General features: G+C 30.1%; 21 protein-coding genes and 1 pseudogene. 18 read left to right on the forward strand and 4 right to left on the reverse strand.

Annotated elements, in window-relative coordinates:
* The first annotated feature begins 22 nt into the window (after nucleotides 1–22).
* The 5 genes from ACUXZJ_RS09305 to bshA all read left to right on the forward strand — a co-directional run bounded on the left by ACUXZJ_RS09305 (nucleotide 23) and on the right by bshA (nucleotide 7138).
* Nucleotides 23–1357, forward strand: a complete 1335-nt coding sequence (locus ACUXZJ_RS09305) for a (Fe-S)-binding protein (RefSeq protein WP_060381874.1) — start codon at nucleotides 23–25, stop codon at nucleotides 1355–1357.
* Nucleotides 1358–1392: 35 nt separating this feature from the next.
* A complete protein-coding gene (locus ACUXZJ_RS09310; protein WP_060381875.1) occupies nucleotides 1393–2184 on the forward strand; it encodes a (Fe-S)-binding protein in 792 nt (263 codons plus the stop codon).
* A gap of 7 nt (nucleotides 2185–2191) precedes the next feature.
* On the forward strand, nucleotides 2192–2674 hold the full coding sequence (locus ACUXZJ_RS09315) for a hypothetical protein (protein WP_060381876.1): 483 nt from the start codon (nucleotides 2192–2194) through the stop codon (nucleotides 2672–2674).
* Between the two features lie 9 nt (nucleotides 2675–2683).
* A complete protein-coding gene (locus ACUXZJ_RS09320; protein ID WP_446194796.1) occupies nucleotides 2684–5689 on the forward strand; it encodes a glycoside hydrolase family 3 N-terminal domain-containing protein in 3006 nt (1001 codons plus the stop codon).
* Nucleotides 5690–6016: 327 nt separating this feature from the next.
* Complete coding sequence (gene bshA, locus ACUXZJ_RS09325) at nucleotides 6017–7138, forward strand: N-acetyl-alpha-D-glucosaminyl L-malate synthase BshA (RefSeq protein ID WP_060381878.1); 1122 nt, start codon at nucleotides 6017–6019, stop codon at nucleotides 7136–7138.
* Between the two features lie 395 nt (nucleotides 7139–7533).
* On the opposite strand, the gene ACUXZJ_RS09330 is transcribed toward bshA, so the two are convergent.
* Nucleotides 7534–8454: a bifunctional metallophosphatase/5'-nucleotidase gene (locus tag ACUXZJ_RS09330; RefSeq protein ID WP_063744061.1), complete on the reverse strand. Its 921-nt coding sequence runs from the start codon at nucleotides 8452–8454 to the stop codon at nucleotides 7534–7536.
* 19 nt (nucleotides 8455–8473) lie between these two features.
* Nucleotides 8474–9226, reverse strand: coding sequence for a 5'-nucleotidase C-terminal domain-containing protein (locus ACUXZJ_RS09335; protein ID WP_060381880.1), 753 nt, complete (start codon nucleotides 9224–9226; stop codon nucleotides 8474–8476).
* Nucleotides 9227–9327: 101 nt separating this feature from the next.
* On the opposite strand from ACUXZJ_RS09335, the gene ACUXZJ_RS09340 reads away from it, so the two are divergent.
* From ACUXZJ_RS09340 to ACUXZJ_RS09395, 12 genes are all read left to right on the forward strand, one after another.
* Nucleotides 9328–9846, forward strand: coding sequence for a DUF6913 domain-containing protein (locus tag ACUXZJ_RS09340; protein WP_060381881.1), 519 nt, complete (start codon nucleotides 9328–9330; stop codon nucleotides 9844–9846).
* A 4-nt stretch (nucleotides 9847–9850) separates the two neighbouring features.
* Nucleotides 9851–10732, forward strand: a complete 882-nt coding sequence (gene dapA / locus ACUXZJ_RS09345; RefSeq protein WP_060381882.1) for a 4-hydroxy-tetrahydrodipicolinate synthase — start codon at nucleotides 9851–9853, stop codon at nucleotides 10730–10732.
* 111 nt (nucleotides 10733–10843) lie between these two features.
* Entirely contained in the window at nucleotides 10844–11638 is a 795-nt protein-coding gene (locus ACUXZJ_RS09350; RefSeq protein ID WP_060381883.1) for an outer membrane protein assembly factor BamD, read from the forward strand.
* Between the two features lie 9 nt (nucleotides 11639–11647).
* Nucleotides 11648–11962: a DNA-directed RNA polymerase subunit omega gene (locus ACUXZJ_RS09355; RefSeq protein WP_014165513.1), complete on the forward strand. Its 315-nt coding sequence runs from the start codon at nucleotides 11648–11650 to the stop codon at nucleotides 11960–11962.
* Between the two features lie 14 nt (nucleotides 11963–11976).
* The gene (gene coaBC, locus ACUXZJ_RS09360; protein WP_063744059.1) at nucleotides 11977–13185 is read left to right on the forward strand and encodes a bifunctional phosphopantothenoylcysteine decarboxylase/phosphopantothenate--cysteine ligase CoaBC; all 1209 of its coding nucleotides are present in this window, start codon (nucleotides 11977–11979) and stop codon (nucleotides 13183–13185) included.
* Nucleotides 13178–14065, forward strand: coding sequence for a type IX secretion system protein PorD (gene porD, locus ACUXZJ_RS09365; RefSeq protein ID WP_060381885.1), 888 nt, complete (start codon nucleotides 13178–13180; stop codon nucleotides 14063–14065). The genes coaBC and porD overlap by 8 nt, the downstream gene beginning before the upstream one ends.
* A 9-nt stretch (nucleotides 14066–14074) precedes the next feature.
* Entirely contained in the window at nucleotides 14075–15727 is a 1653-nt protein-coding gene (gene recN, locus ACUXZJ_RS09370) for a DNA repair protein RecN (RefSeq protein ID WP_060381886.1), read from the forward strand.
* A 41-nt stretch (nucleotides 15728–15768) separates the two neighbouring features.
* Nucleotides 15769–16959, forward strand: coding sequence for an enoyl-ACP reductase FabV (gene fabV, locus ACUXZJ_RS09375; protein ID WP_060381887.1), 1191 nt, complete (start codon nucleotides 15769–15771; stop codon nucleotides 16957–16959).
* A gap of 442 nt (nucleotides 16960–17401) precedes the next feature.
* A complete protein-coding gene (locus tag ACUXZJ_RS09380; RefSeq protein ID WP_060381888.1) occupies nucleotides 17402–18403 on the forward strand; it encodes a glycosyltransferase in 1002 nt (333 codons plus the stop codon).
* The gene (gene coaE, locus ACUXZJ_RS09385; RefSeq protein WP_060381889.1) at nucleotides 18403–18990 is read left to right on the forward strand and encodes a dephospho-CoA kinase; all 588 of its coding nucleotides are present in this window, start codon (nucleotides 18403–18405) and stop codon (nucleotides 18988–18990) included. Before ACUXZJ_RS09380 ends, coaE begins: the two co-directional genes overlap by 1 nt.
* Nucleotides 18991–19058: 68 nt before the next feature.
* The gene (locus ACUXZJ_RS09390) at nucleotides 19059–20642 is read left to right on the forward strand and encodes a sensor histidine kinase (protein WP_446194802.1); all 1584 of its coding nucleotides are present in this window, start codon (nucleotides 19059–19061) and stop codon (nucleotides 20640–20642) included.
* A gap of 2 nt (nucleotides 20643–20644) precedes the next feature.
* Entirely contained in the window at nucleotides 20645–21349 is a 705-nt protein-coding gene (locus ACUXZJ_RS09395) for a response regulator transcription factor (RefSeq protein ID WP_063744057.1), read from the forward strand.
* 578 nt (nucleotides 21350–21927) lie between these two features.
* On the opposite strand, the gene ACUXZJ_RS09400 is transcribed toward ACUXZJ_RS09395, so the two are convergent.
* Nucleotides 21928–22239, reverse strand: a complete 312-nt coding sequence (locus ACUXZJ_RS09400; protein WP_063744055.1) for a DUF1493 family protein — start codon at nucleotides 22237–22239, stop codon at nucleotides 21928–21930.
* A 9-nt stretch (nucleotides 22240–22248) separates the two neighbouring features.
* Nucleotides 22249–22821: a hypothetical protein gene (locus ACUXZJ_RS09405; RefSeq protein WP_063744053.1), complete on the reverse strand. Its 573-nt coding sequence runs from the start codon at nucleotides 22819–22821 to the stop codon at nucleotides 22249–22251.
* Between the two features lie 127 nt (nucleotides 22822–22948).
* Between ACUXZJ_RS09405 and ACUXZJ_RS09410 the strand changes: the two are divergent.
* Nucleotides 22949–23349, forward strand: a pseudogene (locus tag ACUXZJ_RS09410) (transposase); the annotation flags it as partial.
* Between the last annotated feature and the right edge of the window lie 5 nt (nucleotides 23350–23354).

Consider the following 23354-nt stretch of genomic DNA (forward strand, 5'->3'; position numbering starts at 1 on the left):
CCAATCAATCTTTTATAGATATATGAATTATTTAAGCAGTTTATTTTTTCTAATTATTCTTGGTGTAGGAATAGGATTTTTTGCAAAAAATGTAAAAAAAATCATTCGAAATATAAAGTTAGGAAAAGATGTAAATCGGTCAGATCGCGCATCAGATCGTTGGAAAAATATGCTCCTAGTAGCATTTGGTCAAAAAAAGATGTTTACACGTCCAATACCTGCAGTTTTGCATTTCGTATTGTACACAGCTTTTATAATTACTCAAATAGAATTAGTTGAAATTCTTATTGATGGCATTTTCGGAACTCATCGTTTTTTTAAGCCGATTTTAGGCGGGTTTTATACATTTTTAATCAGTTTTATTGAGATTTTATCAGTTACCGCATTAGTGGCAACAGTTGCCTTTTTAATGAGACGAAACTTGTTAAAATTACCACGTTTAAATAAGACAGAATTGTTAGGATGGCCTAAAAAAGATGCAAACCTAATCCTGATAATGGAAATTGTATTAGTATCTTGTATTTTTACAATGAACGGAACCGATGAAGTTTTATTCACACTAGGAAAATCACACTTTGAAGGACAAGGAACTTTTAGCTTTGCTGTATCTCAGTATCTAGGACCTGTTTTTTTTGGAAGTTTAAACGAAGGAGCCTTACATATCTTAGAAAGAGTAGGATGGTGGGGACATTTTACGATGGTAATGGTGTTTCTGAACTATTTATATTTTTCTAAACATTTACATATTATATTAGCCTTTCCTAATACATTTTTTGCAGATTTAAACCCTCTAGGTAAATTTGATAACCTAGAAAGTGTTACTAATGAAGTAAAATTAATGATGGATCCCAATGCTGATCCTTATGCGGCAGCACCAGCAGATGTAACACCAAGTAAGTTTGGAGCTTCTGATGTAACAGATTTAAATTGGGTTCAATTGTTAAACGCTTATACATGTACTGAATGCGGACGTTGTACATCTTCTTGCCCAGCCAATCAGACAGGTAAAAAATTATCTCCTCGTAAAATTATGATGGATACGCGTGATCGTTTAACAGAAGTAGGAGATAATATAAATAAAAATAAAGGGGTATTTGTAGAAGATGGAAAAACATTACTAAATGATTACATAACACAAGAAGAATTGTGGGCTTGTACCTCATGTAATGCTTGTGTAGAAGAATGTCCAGTTAATATAAGTCCTCTTTCAATCATTATGGATATGCGTCGTTATTTAGTAATGGAACAAAGCGCAGCACCTCAGTCTTTAAATGCCATGATGACAAATATTGAAAATAATAGCGCACCTTGGCAATATAGTCAGATGGATCGTTTGAATTGGAAAGACGAAAATTAATAGTTGAAATTGCAGACAAATCAATATAGAGAGTTATGTCAGAAAATTTAATAGTGCCTACAATGGCAGAAATGTTAGCTCAAGGAAAACAGCCAGAAGTTTTATTCTGGGTAGGATGTGCAGGTAGTTTTGATGATAGAGCTAAAAAAATAACAAAAGCATTTGTTAAAATTTTAAATAAAGCAAGTGTTGATTTTGCGGTTTTAGGAACCGAAGAAGCTTGTACAGGAGATCCTGCAAAACGTGCAGGAAACGAATTTTTGTTTCAAATGCAAGCTTTTATGAATATTGAAGTACTAAAGGCTTATGAAACAAAAAAAATTGTTACAGCTTGCCCTCATTGTTTTAATACTCTCAAAAACGAATATCCTGAATTAGGAGGAGAATTTGAAGTAGTACATCATACTGAGTTCCTAAAAGAGTTATTAGATCGAGGTCGTTTGACTATTGAAGGAGGTCAGTTTAAAGGTAAAAAAATAACATTCCACGACCCATGTTATTTAGGGCGAGCCAATAAAATATATGAAGCACCTCGTGACCTAATTCAAAAGTTAGATGCAGAACTCGTTGAAATGAAACGTTCTAAGGCTAACGGATTATGTTGTGGAGCAGGAGGAGCACAAATGTTTAAAGAACCTGAAAACGGAGATAAAGACATTAATGTTGAACGTACAGAAGACGCACTAGCAACTAAAGTAGATATCATAGCTGCTGGATGTCCTTTTTGTAATACAATGCTAACAGACGGTACTAAAGCAAAACATCGTGAACATGATGTAAAAGTACTGGATGTAGCAGAATTAATTGCTAACGCCCAAGATTTATAATATTAAGATGTATATACCTTTTGAAAAAATGCCACTTGATTCACGTGTTTGGATTTATCAATCCAACCGTAAATTAAGTGATGACGAAGTGGTAGAAATAGCCGCTCATGTCCAAAAATTTATTGATGATTGGTCAGCTCATGGTGCTTCTTTAGAAGCATCATTTGATATTAGATATAATCGTTTCGTTATTTTAGCAGTGAATGCTGATGTACAAGCACCTACAGGGTGTTCAATTGATAGCTCAGTACAATTTATTCAGCAATTAGAAAAAAAATATGACATTGATTTGTTGGATAAAATGAACGTTACTTTTAAAAATGGGGATTTTATAGCGCATAAATCATTAATAGATTTCAAGAAAATGGCTAAAGAAAAAGCAGTTTCAGCGTCTACCATTGTTTTTAATAATTTAGTTAATACTATAGAGGAACTGAATGATTCTTGGGAAGTTCCTGCAAATGAAAGCTGGCATAGCCGCTTTTTTTAATCAATAAACATGAAGTTTTCTATTTTTAAGTATTTATTCTTTTCTGTAATAGCTTTATTAATGATGCAATGTGCGGTTATAAAAAATCGTAAAAGACAAGGCACTGTTATGACAGAAACAAAAAATATACCTGTAATTCAAAAATTTATAGATCCTACTAAGGAAGGATTCAATCTATTTAACGAATTAACAGGGGAACGTCAATGGGTTGATAGTATCTATAATTCGTTAAGTTTTGAAGAAAAATTAGGACAACTTTTTATGGTTGCAGCGTATTCTAATAAAGATACAGTTCATTTTAACGCATTAGATAAACTTATAAAGAATTATAAAATAGGAGGACTAATTTTCTTTCAAGGAGGTCCAATGCGTCAAGCAAAATTAACAAATCGTTTTCAAGCAAATTCTAAAATACCCCTTTTTGTAGGTAATGATGCAGAGTGGGGACTTAATATGCGATTAGATTCTACTTATGCTTATCCTTGGAATATGACTTTAGGTGCTGTTCAAGATATGAAATTAATAGAACAATTAGGAGAAAGAATGGCTAAGGAAACCAAAAGAATGGGATTACAGTTTAATTTTGCTCCTGTAATTGATATTAATACAAATCCTAATAACCCCATTATAGGAAATCGCTCTTTTGGGGAAAATAGAGAAGAGGTAACCAAGCGAGCAGTAGCCTTAATGAAAGGAATTCAAAGTCAAGGCGTATTTGCTACAGGAAAACATTTTCCCGGTCATGGCGATACGGAAACAGATTCTCATCATACCTTGCCCGTCGTAAACTTTACAAAAGAACGCATAGACTCAGTTGAATTATATCCTTATAAAAAAATGTTCAACTTGGGATTATCTTCTGTTATGGTAGCTCATTTAAATGTGCCAAGTTTAGAAGAACGTCAAAATTATCCTTCTTCTACTTCTTATAATATAGTAACAAATATTTTAAAGAAAGAATTAGACTTTAAAGGATTGATTTTTACAGATGCTCTTAATATGAAAGGAGCAAGTAGTTTTAAAAAACCAGGCGATATAGATTTAGAAGCCTTCTTAGCAGGCAATGATATTATGTTATTTGCAGAAGATGTTCCAGCAGCCATTACTAAATTTACACAAGCCTATAACGATAAAATAATTACAGATGATCGTCTAGAACATTCTGTAAAAAAGATTTTAAGTTATAAATATAAAGCAGGTTTACACCAGTATAAGCCTATAGATTTAGTAGGGTTGTCTAATGATTTAAATGATCCAGAAGGTAATAAATTACAATATAAATTATTTGAAAACGCAATTACGGTTTTAAAAAATGAACATTCTCTATTACCTATAAAAGATCTAACAAAAGCTAAAATTGCCTACGTAAAATTAGGAGATGATTCGAGTACTGTCTTCTTGAACACATTGAAAAAATATGCAGAAGTACAAGAAATGGAAGAAAAAAATCTAGATAGTCTTTTAATTAATTTAAAAGAATTTAATACGGTAATTATAGGATACCATAAGTCGGATAAAGCATGGCGTAAACATGATTTTTCTGAAAAAGATTTACTTTGGTTAGAAAAAATAGCAGCTCAAAACGATGTAATCCTAGATGTTTTCGTGAAACCATACACATTGCTTAAAATTAAATCCTTTGACAATATAGAAGGACTAATAGTTAGCTACCAAAATGGGGATATACCACAAACTATTTCAGCTGAATTAATTTTTGGAGCAATAGAATCAAAAGGTAAATTGCCTGTTTCTATTAAAGAATATTTTAAGGTAGGAGAAGGGCTCTCTACCGAAAAAATTGATAGATTAGGCTTTTCTGTCCCAGAAGGAGTAGGGATGAGTTCTAATAAATTAAAACAAATTGATGATATAGTTAAAAAAGCAATTGATGATAAAATAACACCAGGAGCACAAATTTTAGTTGCAAGAAAAGGAAAAATAATTTATCATAAATCATTCGGTTATCACACCTATGAACAAGATTCAAAAGTTAAAAATACAGATGTTTACGATATTGCATCTTTATCTAAAATTATAGGTACTTTACCCAATGTAATGATTGATTATGATAAAGGAAAGATAAATTTAGAAACCCGTTTAGGGGAAATGCTTCCTAAAGCAAGAGGAACAAACAAAGATTCTATTTTTTTTAAAGATTTACTGTCACACTATGCACGATTAAAACCCTGGGAACCTTTCTATAAAAAAACAATTGATTCACTTACTAAAAAACCATCAGAAAAATTATATCGTCAAACAGAAACAGAAGGTTTTACAACACAAGTATCTGAAAGTTTATTTTTAATAGACAGTTATAAAGATTCAATTATATCCAAAATATTAAAAAGTCCGTTATTACCTAAAAAAGAATATAAATACAGCGATTTTACCTTTATTTTGTTAAAAGAATATTTAGAAACAAATCATAATACCACCTTAGATAAATTGGCAAATGAAAATTTCTTTTCAAAAATGGGAATGAATTATACGATGTATAATCCTTTGAAAAAAATAGAAATAGATCAAATACCACCCACAGAAAGAGATACTTATTTTCGTCAGGATATAATTCAAGGATATGTACATGATATGGCTGCAGCTATGCAAGGAGGCGTAGCAGGTCATGCAGGGGTATTTTCAAATGCGAGTGATATTGCAAAAATGATGCAGCTTTACTTGAATAAGGGAAGTTACGGAGGAATTCAGTTTTTTTCTTCTAAAACAATGGACGATTTCAATACTTGTTATTTTTGTACTGAGGGAAATAGAAGAGGAATAGGGTTTGATAAACCTCAATTAAAAGGGGAAAGCCCAACTTGTGGATGTGCATCAATAACTAGTTTTGGACATACAGGTTTTACTGGTACTATGACTTGGGCTGATCCAGAAAAAGAACTCATTTATATATTCTTATCCAATAGAACTTTTCCTGATAGTAATGCCCCAAATAAACTAGCAAAAGAAAATACAAGAGAAAAAATTCAACAAATAGTTTATGATTCAATTCTTGATTAATCGTTAATATTTAGTGAAACTAGTATTTAATTTTTTAAAATATAGTAAATTCGTAAAGTAATAAATTTACTTTACGAATTTTTTTTTTGAGACTGTCCAAAAAGTTCGAAATCTTATCATTTCGACCAAAGAGAGGAATTACATAATATTGAATGAGACTCCTCCTTCGTCGGAGTAAAAAACTGTATGTTGATTTATTACTTTTTGGACAACCTCATTTTTTTTAATAATTTTTAAAAAATATCTACTCCTATTAGTTTGTTAACACCATAAAGATTAGGTGAAAGAGTAGAACAATTTTTAGAATAATAATATTTTTCATTATTTATGAAAATAGCAATAGTTTGTTATCCAACATTTGGAGGTAGCGGTGTAGTAGCAACAGAATTAGGTTTAGAGTTGGCTCGCCGAGGTCATGAAATTCATTTTATTACCTATCGTCAACCTGTGCGTTTGGCACTTTTGAATCATAATGTACATTATCATGAAGTAAATGTGCCTGAATATCCATTATTTCATTACCAACCCTATGAATTAGCTCTTTCGAGTAAACTAGTAGATATGGTAAAACTTTATAAAATAGATATATTACATGTACATTATGCTATACCTCATGCTTATGCGGGTTATATGGCCAAACAGATCTTAAAAGAAGAAGGAATTAATCTGCCAATGGTTACCACATTGCACGGTACAGATATAACCTTAGTAGGAAACCATCCTTACTATAAACCAGCTGTTACTTTTAGTATCAATAAGTCAGATGTAGTAACATCTGTCTCAAAAAGCTTAAAAGAAGATACGTTGAAATATTTTGATGTAACAAAAGAAATAAAAGTAGTCCCTAATTTTATAGAAATTGAAGAAACAGAAGCTCAGAATCTAATTTGTAAGAGGTCTGTAATGGCTACACCAGAAGAGAAAATTATTACCCATATTAGTAATTTTAGAAAAGTTAAAAAAATACCTGATGTTATTAAAGTTTTTTATAAAATACAAGAAAAAATACCTGCTAAACTGATGATGGTGGGTGATGGACCTGAAAAAGAAAAGGCAGAATGGCTTTGTAGAGAATTAGGTATTGAAGAAAAAGTTATTTTTTTTGGGAACAGTCATGAAATTAGTCAGATCTTATGTTATTCAGATCTGTTTTTATTACCTTCTGATACAGAAAGTTTTGGATTGGCAGCATTAGAAGCTATGGCTAATAAAGTACCTGTCATATCAAGCGATTCAGGTGGTTTGCCAGAAGTTAATATAAATGGTGTTTCAGGTTTTTTAAGTTCGGTTGGAGATATAGATGATATGGCTCAAAATGCTCTTAAAATTCTTTCAAATGATGATGTGCTAAACGAATTTAAAAGAAAAGCTTTTGAAACAGCCAAATTATTTTCCGTAGAAAATATAGTGCCTATTTATGAAAATATTTATAAAGAAATCATTAATTAAAAAGAAAATGATTTGTAATTCTTTTTTCTTTTTTTAAAGTATCTTTCTTATACCATTTAAACTTTGAAATTTCCTCATAATAATAATTTTTTAACCTTGAGACTGTTCAAAAAGTTCGAAATCTTTTTCATTCCGACCAAAGGGAGAAATTACATAATGTTTATTATGAGATTCCTCCTTACGGAGTGACAAACCGGATGTTTTAAAATGAAAAAAGAGATCAAGAATTTTACTTTTTAATCCAGTATATTTTAAATTTAAAAGGTATTAAATCTATAAACCCCGTTTTTGAAAAAAATCAAGACGGGGTTTATTTTATTATTAGGCTATTTCTTTTTTTAAATAATAAAGTAATTGTCTTCAGTAGAGACTAAAGAATGCCTATCGTAACCATTTTATATAACGATTTTTCTTCCTGTTCCTGGAGCTATGTTTTTTTGATCATCTATATAAAAGTCAATACGACCTAAATTAATACCATAAGCGCCTACTTGATTAATTAAGACTTCTTTGTCATCTAAATTTCTTTCAATTACAGGTTTATCTAGGAAAGTATGTGTATGACCTCCAATAATTAAATCAATATTCTTTGTTTTTTTTGCTAAGTTGATGTCTGAAATTCTTTCTGGTTCATTTTTATACTCAAAACCTAAATGGGATAAACAAATGACTAAATCACATTTTTCAACCTCTTTTAGTTTTTTCGTTATATCATTTGCTATTTCTACAGGATCTAGGTATTTAGTCTCTTTGTAATACCTAGGATCTACTAAACCATATAGTTCTACTCCTAAACCAAATATTCCTATTTTAATTCCTGCTTTTTCAAAGATTTTATAAGGTTTGATATGTGTATCTAATATAGTGTTTTTAAAATCATAATTAGCACAAACAAACTCAAAAGAAGCGTTAGGTAATTGCCCATATAATCCTGTAATGCCATTGTCGAAATCATGATTACCTATCGTAGCAAGGTCATATTTCATCATGCTCATAACTTTGAATTCAATCTCTCCTCCGTAGTAATTAAAATATGGTGTACCTTGAAAAATATCGCCTGCATCTAATAATAATACATGATCTTCTTCTTTGCGAATTTGGCTAATGAGGGCAGCCCTTCTTGCAACTCCTCCTAGGTTTGGATTTTTAGGATGTCCTTCAGGAAAAGGATCTATTTGGCTATGTGTGTCATTAGTATGTAAAATAGTAAGTTTTCGTAAAGAACCAGCTGTATTAAAGCTACTTAAAGATAAACCTCCTAATCCTAATAAAGTAGAACTAGCAACTGTATTTTTTAAAAAATCTCTTCTTTTCATAATCTCTTTTCTTTAAGTGTTATTCTTGAGTAACTTTAATAATTTGTGGAACTTTTACAATATCTACTGAATCAAAATAGTCAATTAGCATATCTCTTAATTTATAATCAATAGATATTTTGCGAGTAGCTCTTAAGAAAAATTCCATTCGATCGCCACCACTAGCTAAATAGTCATTGGCTGCTACATAGTAAGTTTTTTCTAAATCTAAATTATTTTTACCTATTTTAATATCCTTAGGTTTGTTGTCAGCCGTTATAGAAAAAGTCATTCCTGCAAAAGGATGTGGTTTTTTTTCTTTAATAAAGAAATTAATAAAGTCTAAAATAACATCTCCTTTCACTTCTAAAATCATAGCTGCATTTTCAAAAGGCATTACTTCAAAAGCGTTTCTAGCCGTCACATTTCCTAGAGGAATAACAGTTCTTATTCCTCCACTGTTTAAAACTGAGATGTCAGCCACTTTATTTTCTCTTTCTTTTAGTACTTGACTACTTCTTTCCAATATAATTTCAGCAAATAAATCGCCAATATTACTTTGGAATTTTGTTCCTTTTGTTTTGTCTAACAATTGAGGATTGTAAGCTAGTACTTTGTCTAGATCTTTGTTTATTTGTTGCCTGTAAGGTAAAATTAAGGTTTCATATTCCTGAATACTACCTACACTAGCTTCCACCTTAATTTGTTTACCATGAATTTCTGTTACTACATTTTGAGCACCTGTAGCAAAGCTAAACGTTATTAACGTTAAAATTAAACCAAAATGTTTCATTTATTCCTACTCTTTTTTATACTTTTACCTAGTATTTAATATACTATTTAAAGCTTGTTAACATTAATTCGTTTCAAAAGAAACAAGACGACAAAAATAATATGTTTATAAACTATATAAAAGCATTATCGTTAAAAAAAATATTAAATTCTACTTTACAACCCGTAAAAGATACTTTATTAGTTAATTCTGTCAAAAAAGTAGGGCTTTTATTAGAAGATTCTTACTCTTTTAAAAAAGAAGAACTCATAAATGAATTGATAAATAAAGGGTTTAAACGAGATAATATTAAAGTTTTAGTTTATAGAGATCCGTTAGAAAAAAAGGTAAATTTAACTTTTCCCACTTTTTCTTTTAAAGATATTAACTGGAATGGACAATTTTCGGCTCCGTTTGTTAATGAATTTATATATACCCCTTTTGATCTGTTAATAAGTTATTATGATGTAGAAAAAGCACCTTTGTTATTAGTTACACACAACTCAAAAGCCTTATTTAAGGTAGGTTTTTCAACAATAGATAAAAGGTTAAATCATTTGATAATAAATACAAATGCTCAAAATTTCAAGATTTTTCTAGAAGAATTAGTTAAATATTTAAAAATTTTAAAAAGAATATAATAAAATGCAATCATTCATAGGTACGGGTGTAGCTTTGATAACACCTTTTAAAAAAGATTTTTCGGTAGATGTGCAAGCATTAACAAGAATAGTTAATTACGTTATTGAAGGAGGAGTAGAGTATTTGGTAGTATTAGGAACTACCGCAGAATCAGCTACTTTGTCATCAGAAGAAAAAGAATTAGTAATAAATACTATCGTTGCAGCTAATGCAGGTAGATTGCCTCTGGTTTTAGGAGTAGGAGGAAATAATACAATGAAAGTAGTAGAAGAGTTAAAAACACGTGATTTGTCATCTTTTAATGCTATCTTGTCAGTTTCGCCTTACTATAATAAACCTACACAAGAAGGGATTTTTCAACATTTTAAAATGGTGGCAGAGGCTTCACCTCTTCCTGTTATTTTATATAATGTACCAGGGAGAACATCAAGTAATATGCAACCCAATACCGTTTTGCGTATTGCTAATGAATGTAAAAACGTGATAGGTATAAAAGAAGCAGCAGGAGATATAGTGCAAGCGATGAAATTAATACAATTACTACCTAAGGATTTCTTGGTTATTTCAGGAGATGATATGATAACTTTACCAATGGTATTAGCAGGTGGAGCTGGTGTAATATCCGTAATAGGAGAAGGTTATCCAAAAGAATTTTCAGAAATGGTACGTTTAGGACTGAAAAGAAAAGTAGATGAGGCGTATGCTTTACACTATAAATTAATGGATAGCATAGATATGATTTTTGAGCAAGGAAATCCAGGAGGAGTAAAAGAAATTTTCAAATCTTTAGGCTTATCTGAAAATACGTTACGTTTACCTTTAGTGAATGTAAATGAAGATTTAGCTAATCGTTTAGATGCGTTTACAAAACAATTGACTAAATAGCAGAAAAATAAAGTTTTGAAGTAAAAAATTAATAATTAACTTTGCACTCTGACTTTTGAGAGTGTTTTGTGGTATTCTAAATAAGTCTTTGAAAAAAGTTGGTGAATTTTTATGAATAAATATATAAGCGGTATTTTATCTGCAATGTTGTTAGCTTCTTGTAGTGAATATCAAAAAGCATTAAAATCAGAGGATCCAGCTGTAAAATTAACAGCTGCCACTCATAAGTATGAGCAAAAGAAATATACTAAGGCTATTCGTCTTTTTGAACAAATAGCTCCCGTGTATAGAGGAAAATCAGAAGCTGAGGATCTTTACTATATGTTTGCTAAATCATATTTTATAACAGAACAATATTATCTAGCAGGTTATCAGTTTGAAAGTTTCAGCGCTTTATATCCTAAAAGTAAAAATGCAGAAGAATCAGCATTCTTAGGAGCTAAGGCTTACTCAGAGTTATCACCTGTTTATTCGTTAGATCAAGCAGATACTGAAAAAGCCATTTCAAAAATGCAAGAATTTATTAATAAGTATCCTAGTTCAACATACCTATCAGAAGCAAATAAAGTGGTTTTAGAATTAGAACAAAAATTAGAAAAAAAAGCATTCGAAATAGCAAAGCAGTATAATACCATTTCAGATTATAAAGCAGCTTTAAAAGCATTTGATAATTTCTTAATAGATTATCCAGGAACAACTTATAAAGAAAAAGCATTATTCTATAAACTAGATTCTTCTTATAAATTAGCAATAAATAGTATTCCTAGTAAGATGGAAGAACGTTTAAAAGAAGCTCGAATAGCTTATAATGGATTAATGAAATTTAAAACAGATTCAAGTTTTAAAAAAGAAGCGGATCAAATGTTGGTTCGTATAGAAAAGGATTTACAACAATTTCAAAAATAGGATATTAGAATGGATTTAAAAAAGACAACAGCTCCAGTTAACACGGTTACTTATAATAAAAACAAAATTGAAGAACCAACCGGAAATATCTATGAAGCTATCACAATTATGGCAAGAAGAGCTAATCAAATTAATTCTGAGATCAAAAAAGAATTAATAGAAAAATTAGACGAATTTGCTACTTATAATGATAGTCTTGAAGAAATTTTTGAAAATAAAGAACAAATAGAAGTTTCTAAATTTTATGAAAGATTACCAAAACCACATGCTTTAGCAGTACAAGAGTGGTTAGAAGGAAAAATCTATCATAAAAATACTAAATAATATAGGCTTATAACATGTCGGTTTTAAGTGGTAAAAAAGTAATACTAGGCGTAACTGGTGGAATTGCCGCTTATAAGTCGGCTTCATTAGTAAGACTTTTAATAAAAGCAGGTGCTCAGGTTCAAGTAATTATGACACCTGCTTCTGTTGATTTTGTTACTCCGTTAACCCTCTCAACATTATCTAAAAAACCTGTTTATATCCATTTTTTTAATGAAGAAAATACTTCAGCTTTATGGAATAATCATGTAGAGTTAGGGATATGGGCTGATCTTATGATTATAGCACCAGCTACTGCAAATACAATGTCTAAAATGGTAAATGGAAATTGCGATAATCTTTTATTAGCAACCTATTTATCTGCTAAATGTCCAGTATATTTTGCACCAGCAATGGATTTAGACATGTACAAACATCCCTCTACTTTAGCAAGTTTTGAAGCTTTAAGATGTTTTGGAAACACTATGATACCTGCTGAAAATGGCGAATTAGCAAGCGGTTTATCTGGAGAAGGACGTATGGCTGAACCTGAAAATATCATAGCTTTCATTGAAAAAGATTTAGAAAGAAAATTACCGTTAAAAGGAAAAAAGATATTAGTTACCGCAGGACCTACTTATGAAGCTATAGATCCAGTTCGATTTATAGGTAATCATTCAACAGGAAAAATGGGATTTGATATAGCTGATGCCGCAGCCAATTTAGGAGCCCAAGTAATGCTAGTTACAGGCCCTACTCATCTTCAGCCTAAAAACAAAACAATTCAGATAAAACGAGTACGTTCAGCAGAAGATATGTATAATGCCTCTCTTGAATATTATGACACAGCAGATGTAGTCATCGCAGCAGCAGCAGTAGCAGATTACAAACCTAAAAATATCGCCACTCAAAAAATAAAAAAGAACGACCCAACGTTTACAATAGAATTAGAAAAAACAAAAGACATATTAGCTTCTCTTGGGAGAAATAAAAAAAATCAATTCTTGATTGGGTTCGCCTTAGAAACGGAAAATGAAATTGAACATGCAAAACAAAAAATTCAGAAAAAAAATCTAGATTTAATTGTATTAAATTCATTGAATGATTTAGGAGCTGGTTTTGGACAACCTACCAATAAAGTCACTTTTATTGATAAAAACTTCCATATAGAACCCCATAATCTGAAATCAAAAGAAGAAGTAGCTTTGGATATAGTAAATAAAATTGTCAATCATTATGCGTAAAATTTTCATCTTATTTATCTATTTCTTCTTCAATTCCTATTATGCACAGGAGTTGAATTGTATAGTAGAACTTAATACAAGTCAAGTTACAGGAACTAATCAGCAAATATTTAAAACTTTGAAAAAATCACTTACAGAGTTTATGAATAATACAAAATGGACAGATAAAAATTATAAATCAAATGAAAAAATCAATTGTTCATTTTTCTTTAATATTACTTCTTTCGATAATGTAAATCAATTTTCTGGTAGCTTACAAGTTACAGCTACTCGTCCTGTATACAATACAACCTATACAACCCCTATTTTAAATATCAATGATAAAGAATTTAGTTTCACCTATAATGAATTTCAAAATTTAGTTTTTAACCCAAACGCTTACGAATCTAATCTCATCTCAGTTGTAGCTTTTTATGCTAACATGATTATTGGAATAGATGCAGATACCTTTGCTCTAGAAGGAGGAACAAAATCTTTCGAAACAGCATCTAATATTGTAGCACAAGCACAAGTTACACAAGAAAAAGCATGGGGGAATACCTCACCACAAAGTCGTTATTTCTTAGTAAATGATATATTGTCACCAACTTTTTCGCCTTATCGCAAAATGACTTATGACTACCATTTAGGAGCGTTAGATAGAATGAATGAAAATCCTAAACAAAGCAAAGAAACCATTCAAAAAGCTATTTTTAATTTAAAAGAAATAGCCACATCTCGACCAAATGCTTATTTAACTCGCGTTTTTTTTGATACTAAATCAGATGAAATTTTAAATATATTTTCTGGTGGACCTAAAATGGAAGTTAATCAATTAGTTGAAACATTAAGTAAATTATCTCCTACAAATATTAACAAATGGAGTCAAATTAGTTTTTAATTTTACCACATGCTCGTACAATTATCAATTAAAAATTTTGCATTAATAGAACAATTAGAAATGAATTTTTCTAATCAGTTTTCTATAATTACTGGTGAAACAGGAGCTGGTAAATCTATTTTATTAGGAGCACTCGGACTAGTTTTAGGAAACCGAGCAGATTTAGGCTCTTTAAAAGATAAAGAACAAAAATGTGTAATAGAAGCACATTTTAATCTATCAGCATATAATCTTAGAGAATTTTTCGAACAAAATGATATGGATTTTGAAGAAATTACTATTATTCGACGTGAAATCCTTCCTTCTGGAAAATCAAGAGCTTTTGTAAATGATAGTCCTGTTAATTTAACCGAATTACAAGAATTAGGTACATTTTTAATTGATATTCATTCACAACAACAAACAAGAGAATTAACGGAAGAATCCTATCAGATTGAAATATTAGATGCCATTGCATCTAATGCAAACCTATTACAACTCTATCAAAAAAATTTAAAACATTATAAGTCGCTTCAAGCAAACTTAAAAAAGATTTTATCAGAAAAAGAATCCTTAGCAAAAGAAGCAGATTATAACACTTTCTTACTACAAGAATTACTTCAAGCCAATCTCAAAGAAGGAGAACAACAAGAATTAGAAGATATTTTTGAAAAACTAAATAATATCGAAATTATAAAAGAAAATCTCGACAAATCCATTGCGTTAAGTAATGAAGAACAAATAGGTGTTTTACAAAATTTGAAAGAAGTAAAAAATTCACTTCAAAAAATAGGAGATTTTTCTCCAGAATATCAAATTCTGTTAGAAAGAATAACAAGCATCTTGATAGAAATGGATGACCTAGTTACAGATTTAGAAAATCAAAGCGAAAAACTAGTTAATGATCCTGAAAAATTAGAATTCGTTAATCAGAAATTACAACTTATCTACAACCTTCAAAAAAAACACCAAGTAAATACAGTTGAAGAATTAATTGAAATTCAAAAAAACTTAGATGCAAAAGTGATATTTGCAGATGATCTTGATGAACAAATACAAAAGTTACAAGCCGAAATAAATATTAAAAATGAACAAGTAACAGAATTGGCAACAAAAATTTCAAAAAAACGTAAAGAAATAGTCCCAGTTTTGATCACTCAAATTACAGAAATTCTAAACGAATTAGGAATGTCAAATGCTCGTTTTGAATTTGATATAAAAGAGTCAACAACATTCTTGCCAAATGGAAAAGATGAAATCCAGTTATTGTTTTCTGCTAATAAAGGAACTGATTTTGGATTGCTAAAAAAAGTAGCATCAGGAGGAGAAATGTCTCGTATAATGCTAGCTGTAAAAGCAGTTTTAGCAAACTATTCAAAATTACCTACTATAATTTTTGATGAAATAGATACAGGAGTATCTGGCGAAGTAGCTCAAAAAATGGCCAATATCATGCAACAAATGAGTCATAAAATGCAAGTCTTTGCTATTACACATTTACCTCAAATTGCTTCAAAAGGACAACAGCATTATAAAGTTTTTAAATCAGATCGAGTAGATGTTACTATTTCTGAATTAAAACTACTATCCCAAGAAGAACGAATTATAGAAATAGCAGAAATGTTATCAGGTAAAAATATTTCAGACTCAGCCATTGCACATGCAAAAGCTTTGCTTAACTAATTATTTAAATTAAATTTGCTAATCAAACTAATTGAAAAGATATGATTATTGAACCAAGAATGAGAGGTTTTATATGCCTGACAGCGCACCCTGATGGTTGTGCTCAAAGTGTAAAAAACCAAGTTAATTACGTATTATCTAAAGGAAAAATAGATGGACCAAAAAGAGTATTAGTAATTGGTGCTTCTACAGGATTTGGTTTAGCTTCTAGAATTACAGCTGCTTTTGGTAGTAATGCTTCTACAATTGGAGTATTCTTTGAAAAAGAACCAACAGAAGGAAAAACAGCTACCCCAGGATGGTATAATTCTGCCGCTTTTGAACAAGAAGCTAAAAAAGGAGGCTTATACGCTAAAAGTATTAATGGAGACGCTTTTTCAAAAGAAATTAAAGAAAAAACAATTAATATGATAAAATCAGATCTAGGACAGGTCGATCTTGTCGTATATAGTTTAGCTTCTCCTGTACGTATGCACCCAAATACAGGAGTGTTACATCGTTCTGTATTAAAACCTATTGGTCAGATTTTTAGTGATAAAACGGTTGATTTTCATACCGGAGTAGTATCGGAAGTTTCTATTCAACCCGCTGTACAAGAAGATATAGATAATACAGTAGTTGTAATGGGGGGAGAAGATTGGACAATGTGGATTGATGCTATGAAAGAAGCTGGAGTATTAGCCGAAGGAGCTACTACTGTTGCCTATTCTTATATTGGTCCAGAAGTAACAGAAGCAGTATATAGAAAAGGAACGATTGGTCGTGCTAAAGATCACCTTGAAGCAACAGCCTTTGAAATAGACGAAAAATTAAAGGATATTAACGGACGTGCTTTCGTATCTGTAAATAAAGCTTTGGTTACGCAAGCCAGTTCAGCAATTCCTGTCATCCCATTGTATATATCATTATTATATAAAACAATGAAAGCAAAAGGAATACACGAAGGATGTATTGAACAAATGCAGCGTTTATTTTCAGAATGCTTATATAATGGAGCAACAGTACCAGTAGATGAAAAAGGACGTATTCGTGTAGATGATTGGGAAATGCGCGATGATGTTCAGGAAACTGTTAAAACTTTGTGGAAACAAGCTGATACAGAAACTTTAAAAGAAATTGGAGATTTAGCAGGTTATAAAAATGATTTCTTAAACCTATTTGGTTTCGGTTTTGAAGGAGTTGATTATTTAGCTGATACAAGCGAAATAGTTCCTATTGAAAGTATAAAATAAATAGCCTAATAAATAAATAAAAAGAGGTTTTCTAATTATTTAGAAAACCTCTTTTTATTTAGACTTAAAATATACTGGATTAAAAAGTAAAATTCTCGATATGTTTTTTAATTTTAAAAATTAAATACAAACAAAAGGTATTTAGAATTCTTTTTTTGAAATTTTCAGAGCAGGCTTAAACCTCTTTAAAAAATGTTTCACAGTGATTTTGGGTAACTAATTCCAATAAAATAAAGAAAATAAACTTTTGTAAAAATAAAAAGATAGTATTTTTATAAAAAAATGAATAAACTGAGATATAATGACAAAATTAAAGTAGTTTATATTAGAACCCTATTTTGAAATGTTTTTTGTAAAAAAAAGACAAATTAAGGTAAAAAAGCACTTATTTTTCATTATTATTTTTTGTTAAAAATGTAACTTTGTCAAAAAAGTAAGAAGAATGAATTTTTCTTTTGTTATCCCTGTTTACAATAGACCAGATGAAATAGATGAATTATTAGAAAGTTTGACTAAACAAACTTATAATAAACCTTTTGAAATTATAATTGTTGAAGACGGTTCTACAATACCTTGTGAACATATAGTAGATAAGTATAGAGCAGAGTTGAATTTGACTTATTATTTAAAATATAATTCAGGGCCAGGAGACTCTCGTAATTTTGGAATGCAATATGCAAAAGGAAATTATTATATTATTTTGGATTCAGATTGTATACTTCCGCCACAGTATCTGTTAGAAGTAGAAAAATCCTTGTCAGAAAAATATGTAGACTGTTTTGGCGGACCAGATGATATGTTGTCCACGTTTACACCAATTCAAAAAGCAATTAATTTTGCTATGACCTCCGTACTCACTACAGGAGGTATAAGAGGAGCTAGTGAAAAAATTGGAAAATTTCAGCCTAGAAGCTTTAATATGGGAATTTCTAAAAAAGCCTTCGAAGCATCAAAAGGATTTTCTAATATTCATCCAGGAGAAGATCCTGATTTGTCAATTAGATTATGGAAAATGGGATTTGAAACAAAGTTAATTCCTAGCGCGTTTGTATACCATAAAAGAAGAATTGATTGGGAAAAATTTTATATTCAAGTTAATAAATTTGGTAAGGTAAGGCCTATTTTAAATAAATGGTATCCTGAACACGCAAAACCCACATTCTTTTTACCCTCATTATTTGTGTTAGGTTTTTTTACAGGTATACTTCTGAGTTTCCTATTTCTGTTTGATTGGTTATTAAAACTATATTTTTTATACACAGTAGCCATATTTCTTGTTTCAACCTATAAAAATAAAAATTTAAAAGTAGGGCTGTATTCTATTATAGCTGTTTGGAGACAGTTTTTTGGATACGGTATGGGCTTTATAGAATCGTATTACAAAATTAATATCTTAAAAAAAATGCCAGAGGAAGCTTTTCCTGAATTATTTTTTAAAGTTTAATGACAAAAGTTATTGGATTAACAGGAGGGATAGGAAGTGGAAAAACCACAATAGCCCGTTTATTTCAAGATAAAGGAATCCCTATCTATATAGCTGATGAAGAAGCTCGTAAAATAATGGAACTACCCCAAACAATTCAGCAAGTCACCGAATTATTTGGGAGTAGTGTATTGCTAGAAGGTAAAATAAATCGAAAACAATTAGCTCAAATTGTTTTCAATAATCCTTCCAAATTAAAAACATTAAATAATTTGATACATCCTTTGGTAGCGAAACACTTTGATCAATGGTTGCAACTACATCATTTTCATTCCTTTGTAGTAAAAGAATCAGCCATACTTATTGAGAGTGGAAATTATAAAAAATGTGATAAAATTATTTTAGTTACCGCTTCAGAAGAAACACGTATCAAAAGAGTAATGCAACGTGATAACTTAACTAAAAAAGCTGTTTTAGATCGTATGCAAAATCAATTATCAGATGAGAAAAAGCGTCTAAAAAGTGATTTTGTTATAATAAATGAAAATTTAAAAGAAACTCAAAAACAATTTGATGATATTCTTAAAATTTTATCAAATTCATACTAAAATCTTTTATTGTTAATGTTTGGTTAATTTTTTTAACAAATGAATGTTAAAATATTATATTTGCTTCAATGAATAAGAATTGGTTCCGTTTTGTCGTAGTATTAATGTCCATCGCTCTTCTAGGAATTGTAGTTGTGCAAGGATATTTGATAAATGTTTCTTTTAAAAATAAAGAAGAACAATTTAAATATCAAGTAAAACAAGTTATTGATAACGTAGCAAGAGAAGTAGAAGAGCAGGAAGTCTATACCTTTTTGAGTCGATTTAGTAAAATAAAAGACAGTATAGGAAAAGAACCAGAACGAAGTGAATTAATGAAGTTTTTTTATGTAGAAAAAAATGAATTAACAAATCAAACCATAATTTATTCAAATAGTATAATTCCCGAAGATTACTCCGTATCTTCATCGTTCTTTGATAAAAACAATGATTCTACACGAATCAAAAATTATGTGGCAAAACGCGTAACAGAAGTGTATAATGAAACCACTTTAAATGATCAAAAGATGAGTTCAGTGGTTTATCCTTCTGAACGAATAGAAAAAGCAGGGGTGGTTGAAATTTTAGATAAAGCAACTTTTGAACTTAATTTTAAAGATATAGCAGCAACCAGACAAGTTTCGCAAAGAGTAAGTGTAGAACAATTACAAGTTTTATTTGCAAATGAACTAAAAGCATTAGGGATAAATACTCCTTTTGAGTTCGGAATTTATAATAACGGTTTAGCCACTAAAGTTAAATCGGAACATTTTAAATACGATAAAAAAAATACCTACGATACACCCCTATTTACGGATAACGATGGCATTAGTAGATATCAATTATTGTTGAGTTTTCCTAAAAAGAAAGTCTTTTTAGCCTCTGACTTTGTTGGAATTGCATTTCTAGCTTTCTTATTCACATCTATTATAATCGTAGCCTATTATAGTGCTTTAAAACAGCTTAATACTCAACGTCATATTTCCGAAATCAAGACAGATTTTATCAACAATATGACACATGAATTTAAAACCCCCATTGCAACAATTAACTTAGCTTTAGATGCTATTCGAAATCCTAAAGTAATTGATGACAAGGAAAAAGTGCAACGTTATTTGCAAATGATCAAAGACGAAAATAAAAGAATGCATGCACAAGTAGAGAATGTTTTAAGAATTTCAAAATTAGAAAGAAAAGAATTAGATATAACAAAAGAATGTCATGATGTACATGATATGTTAGAAGAAGCAATTGAACATGTAAGTTTAATTGTAGAAGATCGACAAGGCGAAATGAAAACCGATTTTAAAGCATTAAAATCAAAAGCCTTACTAAATGATATACACTTTACGAACGTTTTAGTAAATGTTTTAGAAAATGCAGTTAAATACACACCTGAAAAACCTGTAATAAATATAAGCACAGAAAACGTTAAAAATTTTATTGTTATAAAAATTAAAGACAATGGAATAGGAATTGGTAAAGTAGCACAAAAAAAGATTTTTGATAAATTCTATAGAGAACACACAGGCGATATACACAATGTTAAAGGACATGGATTAGGATTGGCCTATGTAAAAAGAATTATGGATGACCACCATGGAGAAGTGGTAGTAGAAAGTGAAAAAGGTAAAGGAAGTACATTTATAATAAAATTACCCTTAATAGTTTGATTATGGAAATGGTAAAAAAAATATTGTTAGTAGAAGATGACCCTAATTTTGGTTCAATTCTTCGAGATTATTTAAGTATGAATGATTTTGAAGTAACGTTGGCTAAAAATGGAATGGAAGGCTTCGAGAAGTTTAAAAAAGACGAATACGATTTGTGTATTCTAGATGTTATGATGCCTTATAAAGATGGTTTTACATTAGCCAAAGAAATAAGAGAAAAAAACAAAGAAGTACCTCTTATTTTTCTTACAGCAAAAACCATGAAAGAAGATGTTCTAAAAGGATATAAGGTAGGAGCAGACGATTATTTGAACAAACCTTTTGATTCAGAAGTGTTGCTGATGAAAATCAGAGCTATTATTCAACGAAAAGCTTCTGAAATGAAAGGAGATAGTAGTAAATATGAGTTTAGTATAGGTAAATTCCATTTAAATGCTAAATTACGTTTTTTAACATATCCTGGTGACGAGCCAGTAAAACTTTCTCCAAAAGAAAATGAGCTATTGAAAATGTTAGCGTTGCACGAAAATGATTTAATGCCACGTGAGTTAGCTTTAACTAAAATCTGGAGAGATGATAATTATTTCACTTCTCGTAGTATGGATGTTTATATTGCAAAGTTACGTAAATATCTTAAACACGACGAAAACGTCGAAATACTTAATATTCATGGAGAAGGATTTCGATTAGTTGTAAAGAATAGCTAAAAAGACAATGTAGTAAAAAATAGCACCTAAAAAATGTTATTAAGCCCAATGAAATAAGTAGATAAAGAGAAGTATATTGAAACTACTTTCAATGTACTTCTTTATTTGTGAAAAAAATAAAAAAGTGTCCTAAGTGTGGCTCAAGTTACACTATAAACATTACAAGTCATAAGGGATTTAAAAAAGCAGATGACACTTTCTATAGAGGAGCTCACAAGACGTTTTGTCTTGCATATACTCCCCAAAAAACTTTTTCAAAATAAAGTAGTACGGGGATTTTCCCATAAGTGAAGGAAATCACTCAAAAAACCACCTAAAGTAGACTTCAAAAAAAAGAGGCGTTAAATACCTCTTGTATATCCTTAAATAGCATTGCTTAAAACAAAGTTATGTCAGTTTGGTGGGATGAATTGTATTCAAAAAAGAGGTTTTTTCACAGCCTGACGTTCCGCGGCTTTGCATAGTTGCGGATTACGTGACAACTTACTTTACACTAGAATAAACATTCTAAGCGAAATAAAAATATAATATTACTGTATAAATCGCAATTTTGCAAAACGCTTGTTAGCCGACGTAATTTACTCAAATTTTCCATTTATTATGGCGGATTTTAAATCTTGTATTGTTAATTCTGATTTATTATTCTTTCTGAATTTTTCTTTAAAAAATAGACTAATTCTGTCTATTTCAGGATTAAAATATTTTTCAAAATTAAAATTATCAAGATTAACGTTAAATCTATTAGCAAATTTTTCTATAAATTCAAATGCATCTTCACCATATATATTTAGGTCTTTCTCTAATCTGAAATTTGGAGAATTTTCATTAATGTTAATGTTAATTTCTTCTTTCAAAAAAGCATAAAATTCTTTATTTAAATTACTTTTCATATCTTTATTTTAAAATCTTCCTCCTGCTCCACCTCCGCTAAACGAACCTCCTCCAAATCCTTCATAAAACCCTTTAGCATCGTCCTTATGTTCTGTACATTCAATGATTATTTCTACTATATCAATTGCCAATAATGTCCATCCAACATATGGAACAATTCTTCCAATTGCACGACCTACGACTGTAGTTCCAAGAACTCTAAATGGCAACTTTTGTGGCAAAGCTTTGGATAAATATTTTGAAGCTATTGATGTTCCAATGGATGAACCTGACATTACAAACCGTTTTTTTATGATTGGCTGACCTGCTATTATGAGACCTGAACCAATTATAGATTTGTAACGTGAATTACTTTTCTCTTCTAATACTACTTTTGTAAGTTTAACTTTATCTACAAATAATATTGAGGGTTTTGGATTATGACTTTGAAAAAAATTTAAAGTATCAAAATTTTCACTTATTTTCTTCTTTAAAATTTCTTCGGGTACTTCTTTTAGGTTAACGTGTCTAGATTCTAAATCAATTTTTGCTTTTTGAATTGATCTTTTAATTTTATCTTCTAGAAAAGAGTCTATAAACATAATATTTAATATTTATGTCAAGTTTTTTTAATGTTGGCTAACGGCAGTCTGTGAAAAAACTTCACAAACTCCACCAAATATAACTAAAATAGATTGTTAAAAAAGAGGGATTTTCGTATTTTTAAAAATGCAGCATATCCAAGGGATTTCCCGTAATCAGCTACATGTATCGAGTTTAGAAGACAAAATTACTTCTGAAAACCCAGTTCGATTCATAGATGCTTTTGTTGAACACATAGACTTTCAAAAAGTAGGATTTACAGCAGTGATTTTAAAAAAGAAGGTCGTCCAAGTTTCAATATCCAAGTGTTTCTTAAAATCTATTTATACGGTTATTTGAATGGTATTCGCAGCTCCAGAAAGCTAGAAAAAGAGTGTATTCGTAATATTGAAATGCAATGGTTGTTAGAAGATATTCGTCCTAATTATCACAGTATTTCTGATTTTAGAAAAGACAATCCCAAAGCTCTTAAACAACTCTTTAAACTATTTGTTTCTTTTTTGAAAGATGCCGATGGGGATACAATCATACC

It is taken from the genome of Flavobacterium sp. TN-1 (genome assembly GCF_052828645.1).

Bases quoted from the DNA above. Each gene is read 5' to 3' on its own strand.
- ACUXZJ_RS09330 (WP_063744061.1), bottom strand. From the start codon at position 8,454: ATGAAAAGAAGAGATTTTTTAAAAAATACAGTTGCTAGTTCTACTTTA.
- ACUXZJ_RS09305 (WP_060381874.1), top strand. From the start codon at position 23: ATGAATTATTTAAGCAGTTTATTTTTTCTAATTATTCTTGGTGTAGGA.
- ACUXZJ_RS09395 (WP_063744057.1), top strand. From the start codon at position 20,645: ATGGAAATGGTAAAAAAAATATTGTTAGTAGAAGATGACCCTAATTTT.
- ACUXZJ_RS09380 (WP_060381888.1), top strand. From the start codon at position 17,402: ATGAATTTTTCTTTTGTTATCCCTGTTTACAATAGACCAGATGAAATA.
- ACUXZJ_RS09310 (WP_060381875.1), top strand. From the start codon at position 1,393: ATGTCAGAAAATTTAATAGTGCCTACAATGGCAGAAATGTTAGCTCAA.
- ACUXZJ_RS09390 (WP_446194802.1), top strand. From the start codon at position 19,059: ATGAATAAGAATTGGTTCCGTTTTGTCGTAGTATTAATGTCCATCGCT.
- ACUXZJ_RS09350 (WP_060381883.1), top strand. From the start codon at position 10,844: ATGAATAAATATATAAGCGGTATTTTATCTGCAATGTTGTTAGCTTCT.
- ACUXZJ_RS09405 (WP_063744053.1), bottom strand. From the start codon at position 22,821: ATGTTTATAGACTCTTTTCTAGAAGATAAAATTAAAAGATCAATTCAA.
- ACUXZJ_RS09400 (WP_063744055.1), bottom strand. From the start codon at position 22,239: ATGAAAAGTAATTTAAATAAAGAATTTTATGCTTTTTTGAAAGAAGAA.
- ACUXZJ_RS09320 (WP_446194796.1), top strand. From the start codon at position 2,684: ATGAAGTTTTCTATTTTTAAGTATTTATTCTTTTCTGTAATAGCTTTA.
- coaE (WP_060381889.1), top strand. From the start codon at position 18,403: ATGACAAAAGTTATTGGATTAACAGGAGGGATAGGAAGTGGAAAAACC.
- ACUXZJ_RS09355 (WP_014165513.1), top strand. From the start codon at position 11,648: ATGGATTTAAAAAAGACAACAGCTCCAGTTAACACGGTTACTTATAAT.
- porD (WP_060381885.1), top strand. From the start codon at position 13,178: ATGCGTAAAATTTTCATCTTATTTATCTATTTCTTCTTCAATTCCTAT.
- bshA (WP_060381878.1), top strand. From the start codon at position 6,017: ATGAAAATAGCAATAGTTTGTTATCCAACATTTGGAGGTAGCGGTGTA.
- dapA (WP_060381882.1), top strand. From the start codon at position 9,851: ATGCAATCATTCATAGGTACGGGTGTAGCTTTGATAACACCTTTTAAA.
- ACUXZJ_RS09315 (WP_060381876.1), top strand. From the start codon at position 2,192: ATGTATATACCTTTTGAAAAAATGCCACTTGATTCACGTGTTTGGATT.
- coaBC (WP_063744059.1), top strand. From the start codon at position 11,977: ATGTCGGTTTTAAGTGGTAAAAAAGTAATACTAGGCGTAACTGGTGGA.
- ACUXZJ_RS09340 (WP_060381881.1), top strand. From the start codon at position 9,328: ATGTTTATAAACTATATAAAAGCATTATCGTTAAAAAAAATATTAAAT.
- recN (WP_060381886.1), top strand. From the start codon at position 14,075: ATGCTCGTACAATTATCAATTAAAAATTTTGCATTAATAGAACAATTA.
- ACUXZJ_RS09335 (WP_060381880.1), bottom strand. From the start codon at position 9,226: ATGAAACATTTTGGTTTAATTTTAACGTTAATAACGTTTAGCTTTGCT.
- fabV (WP_060381887.1), top strand. From the start codon at position 15,769: ATGATTATTGAACCAAGAATGAGAGGTTTTATATGCCTGACAGCGCAC.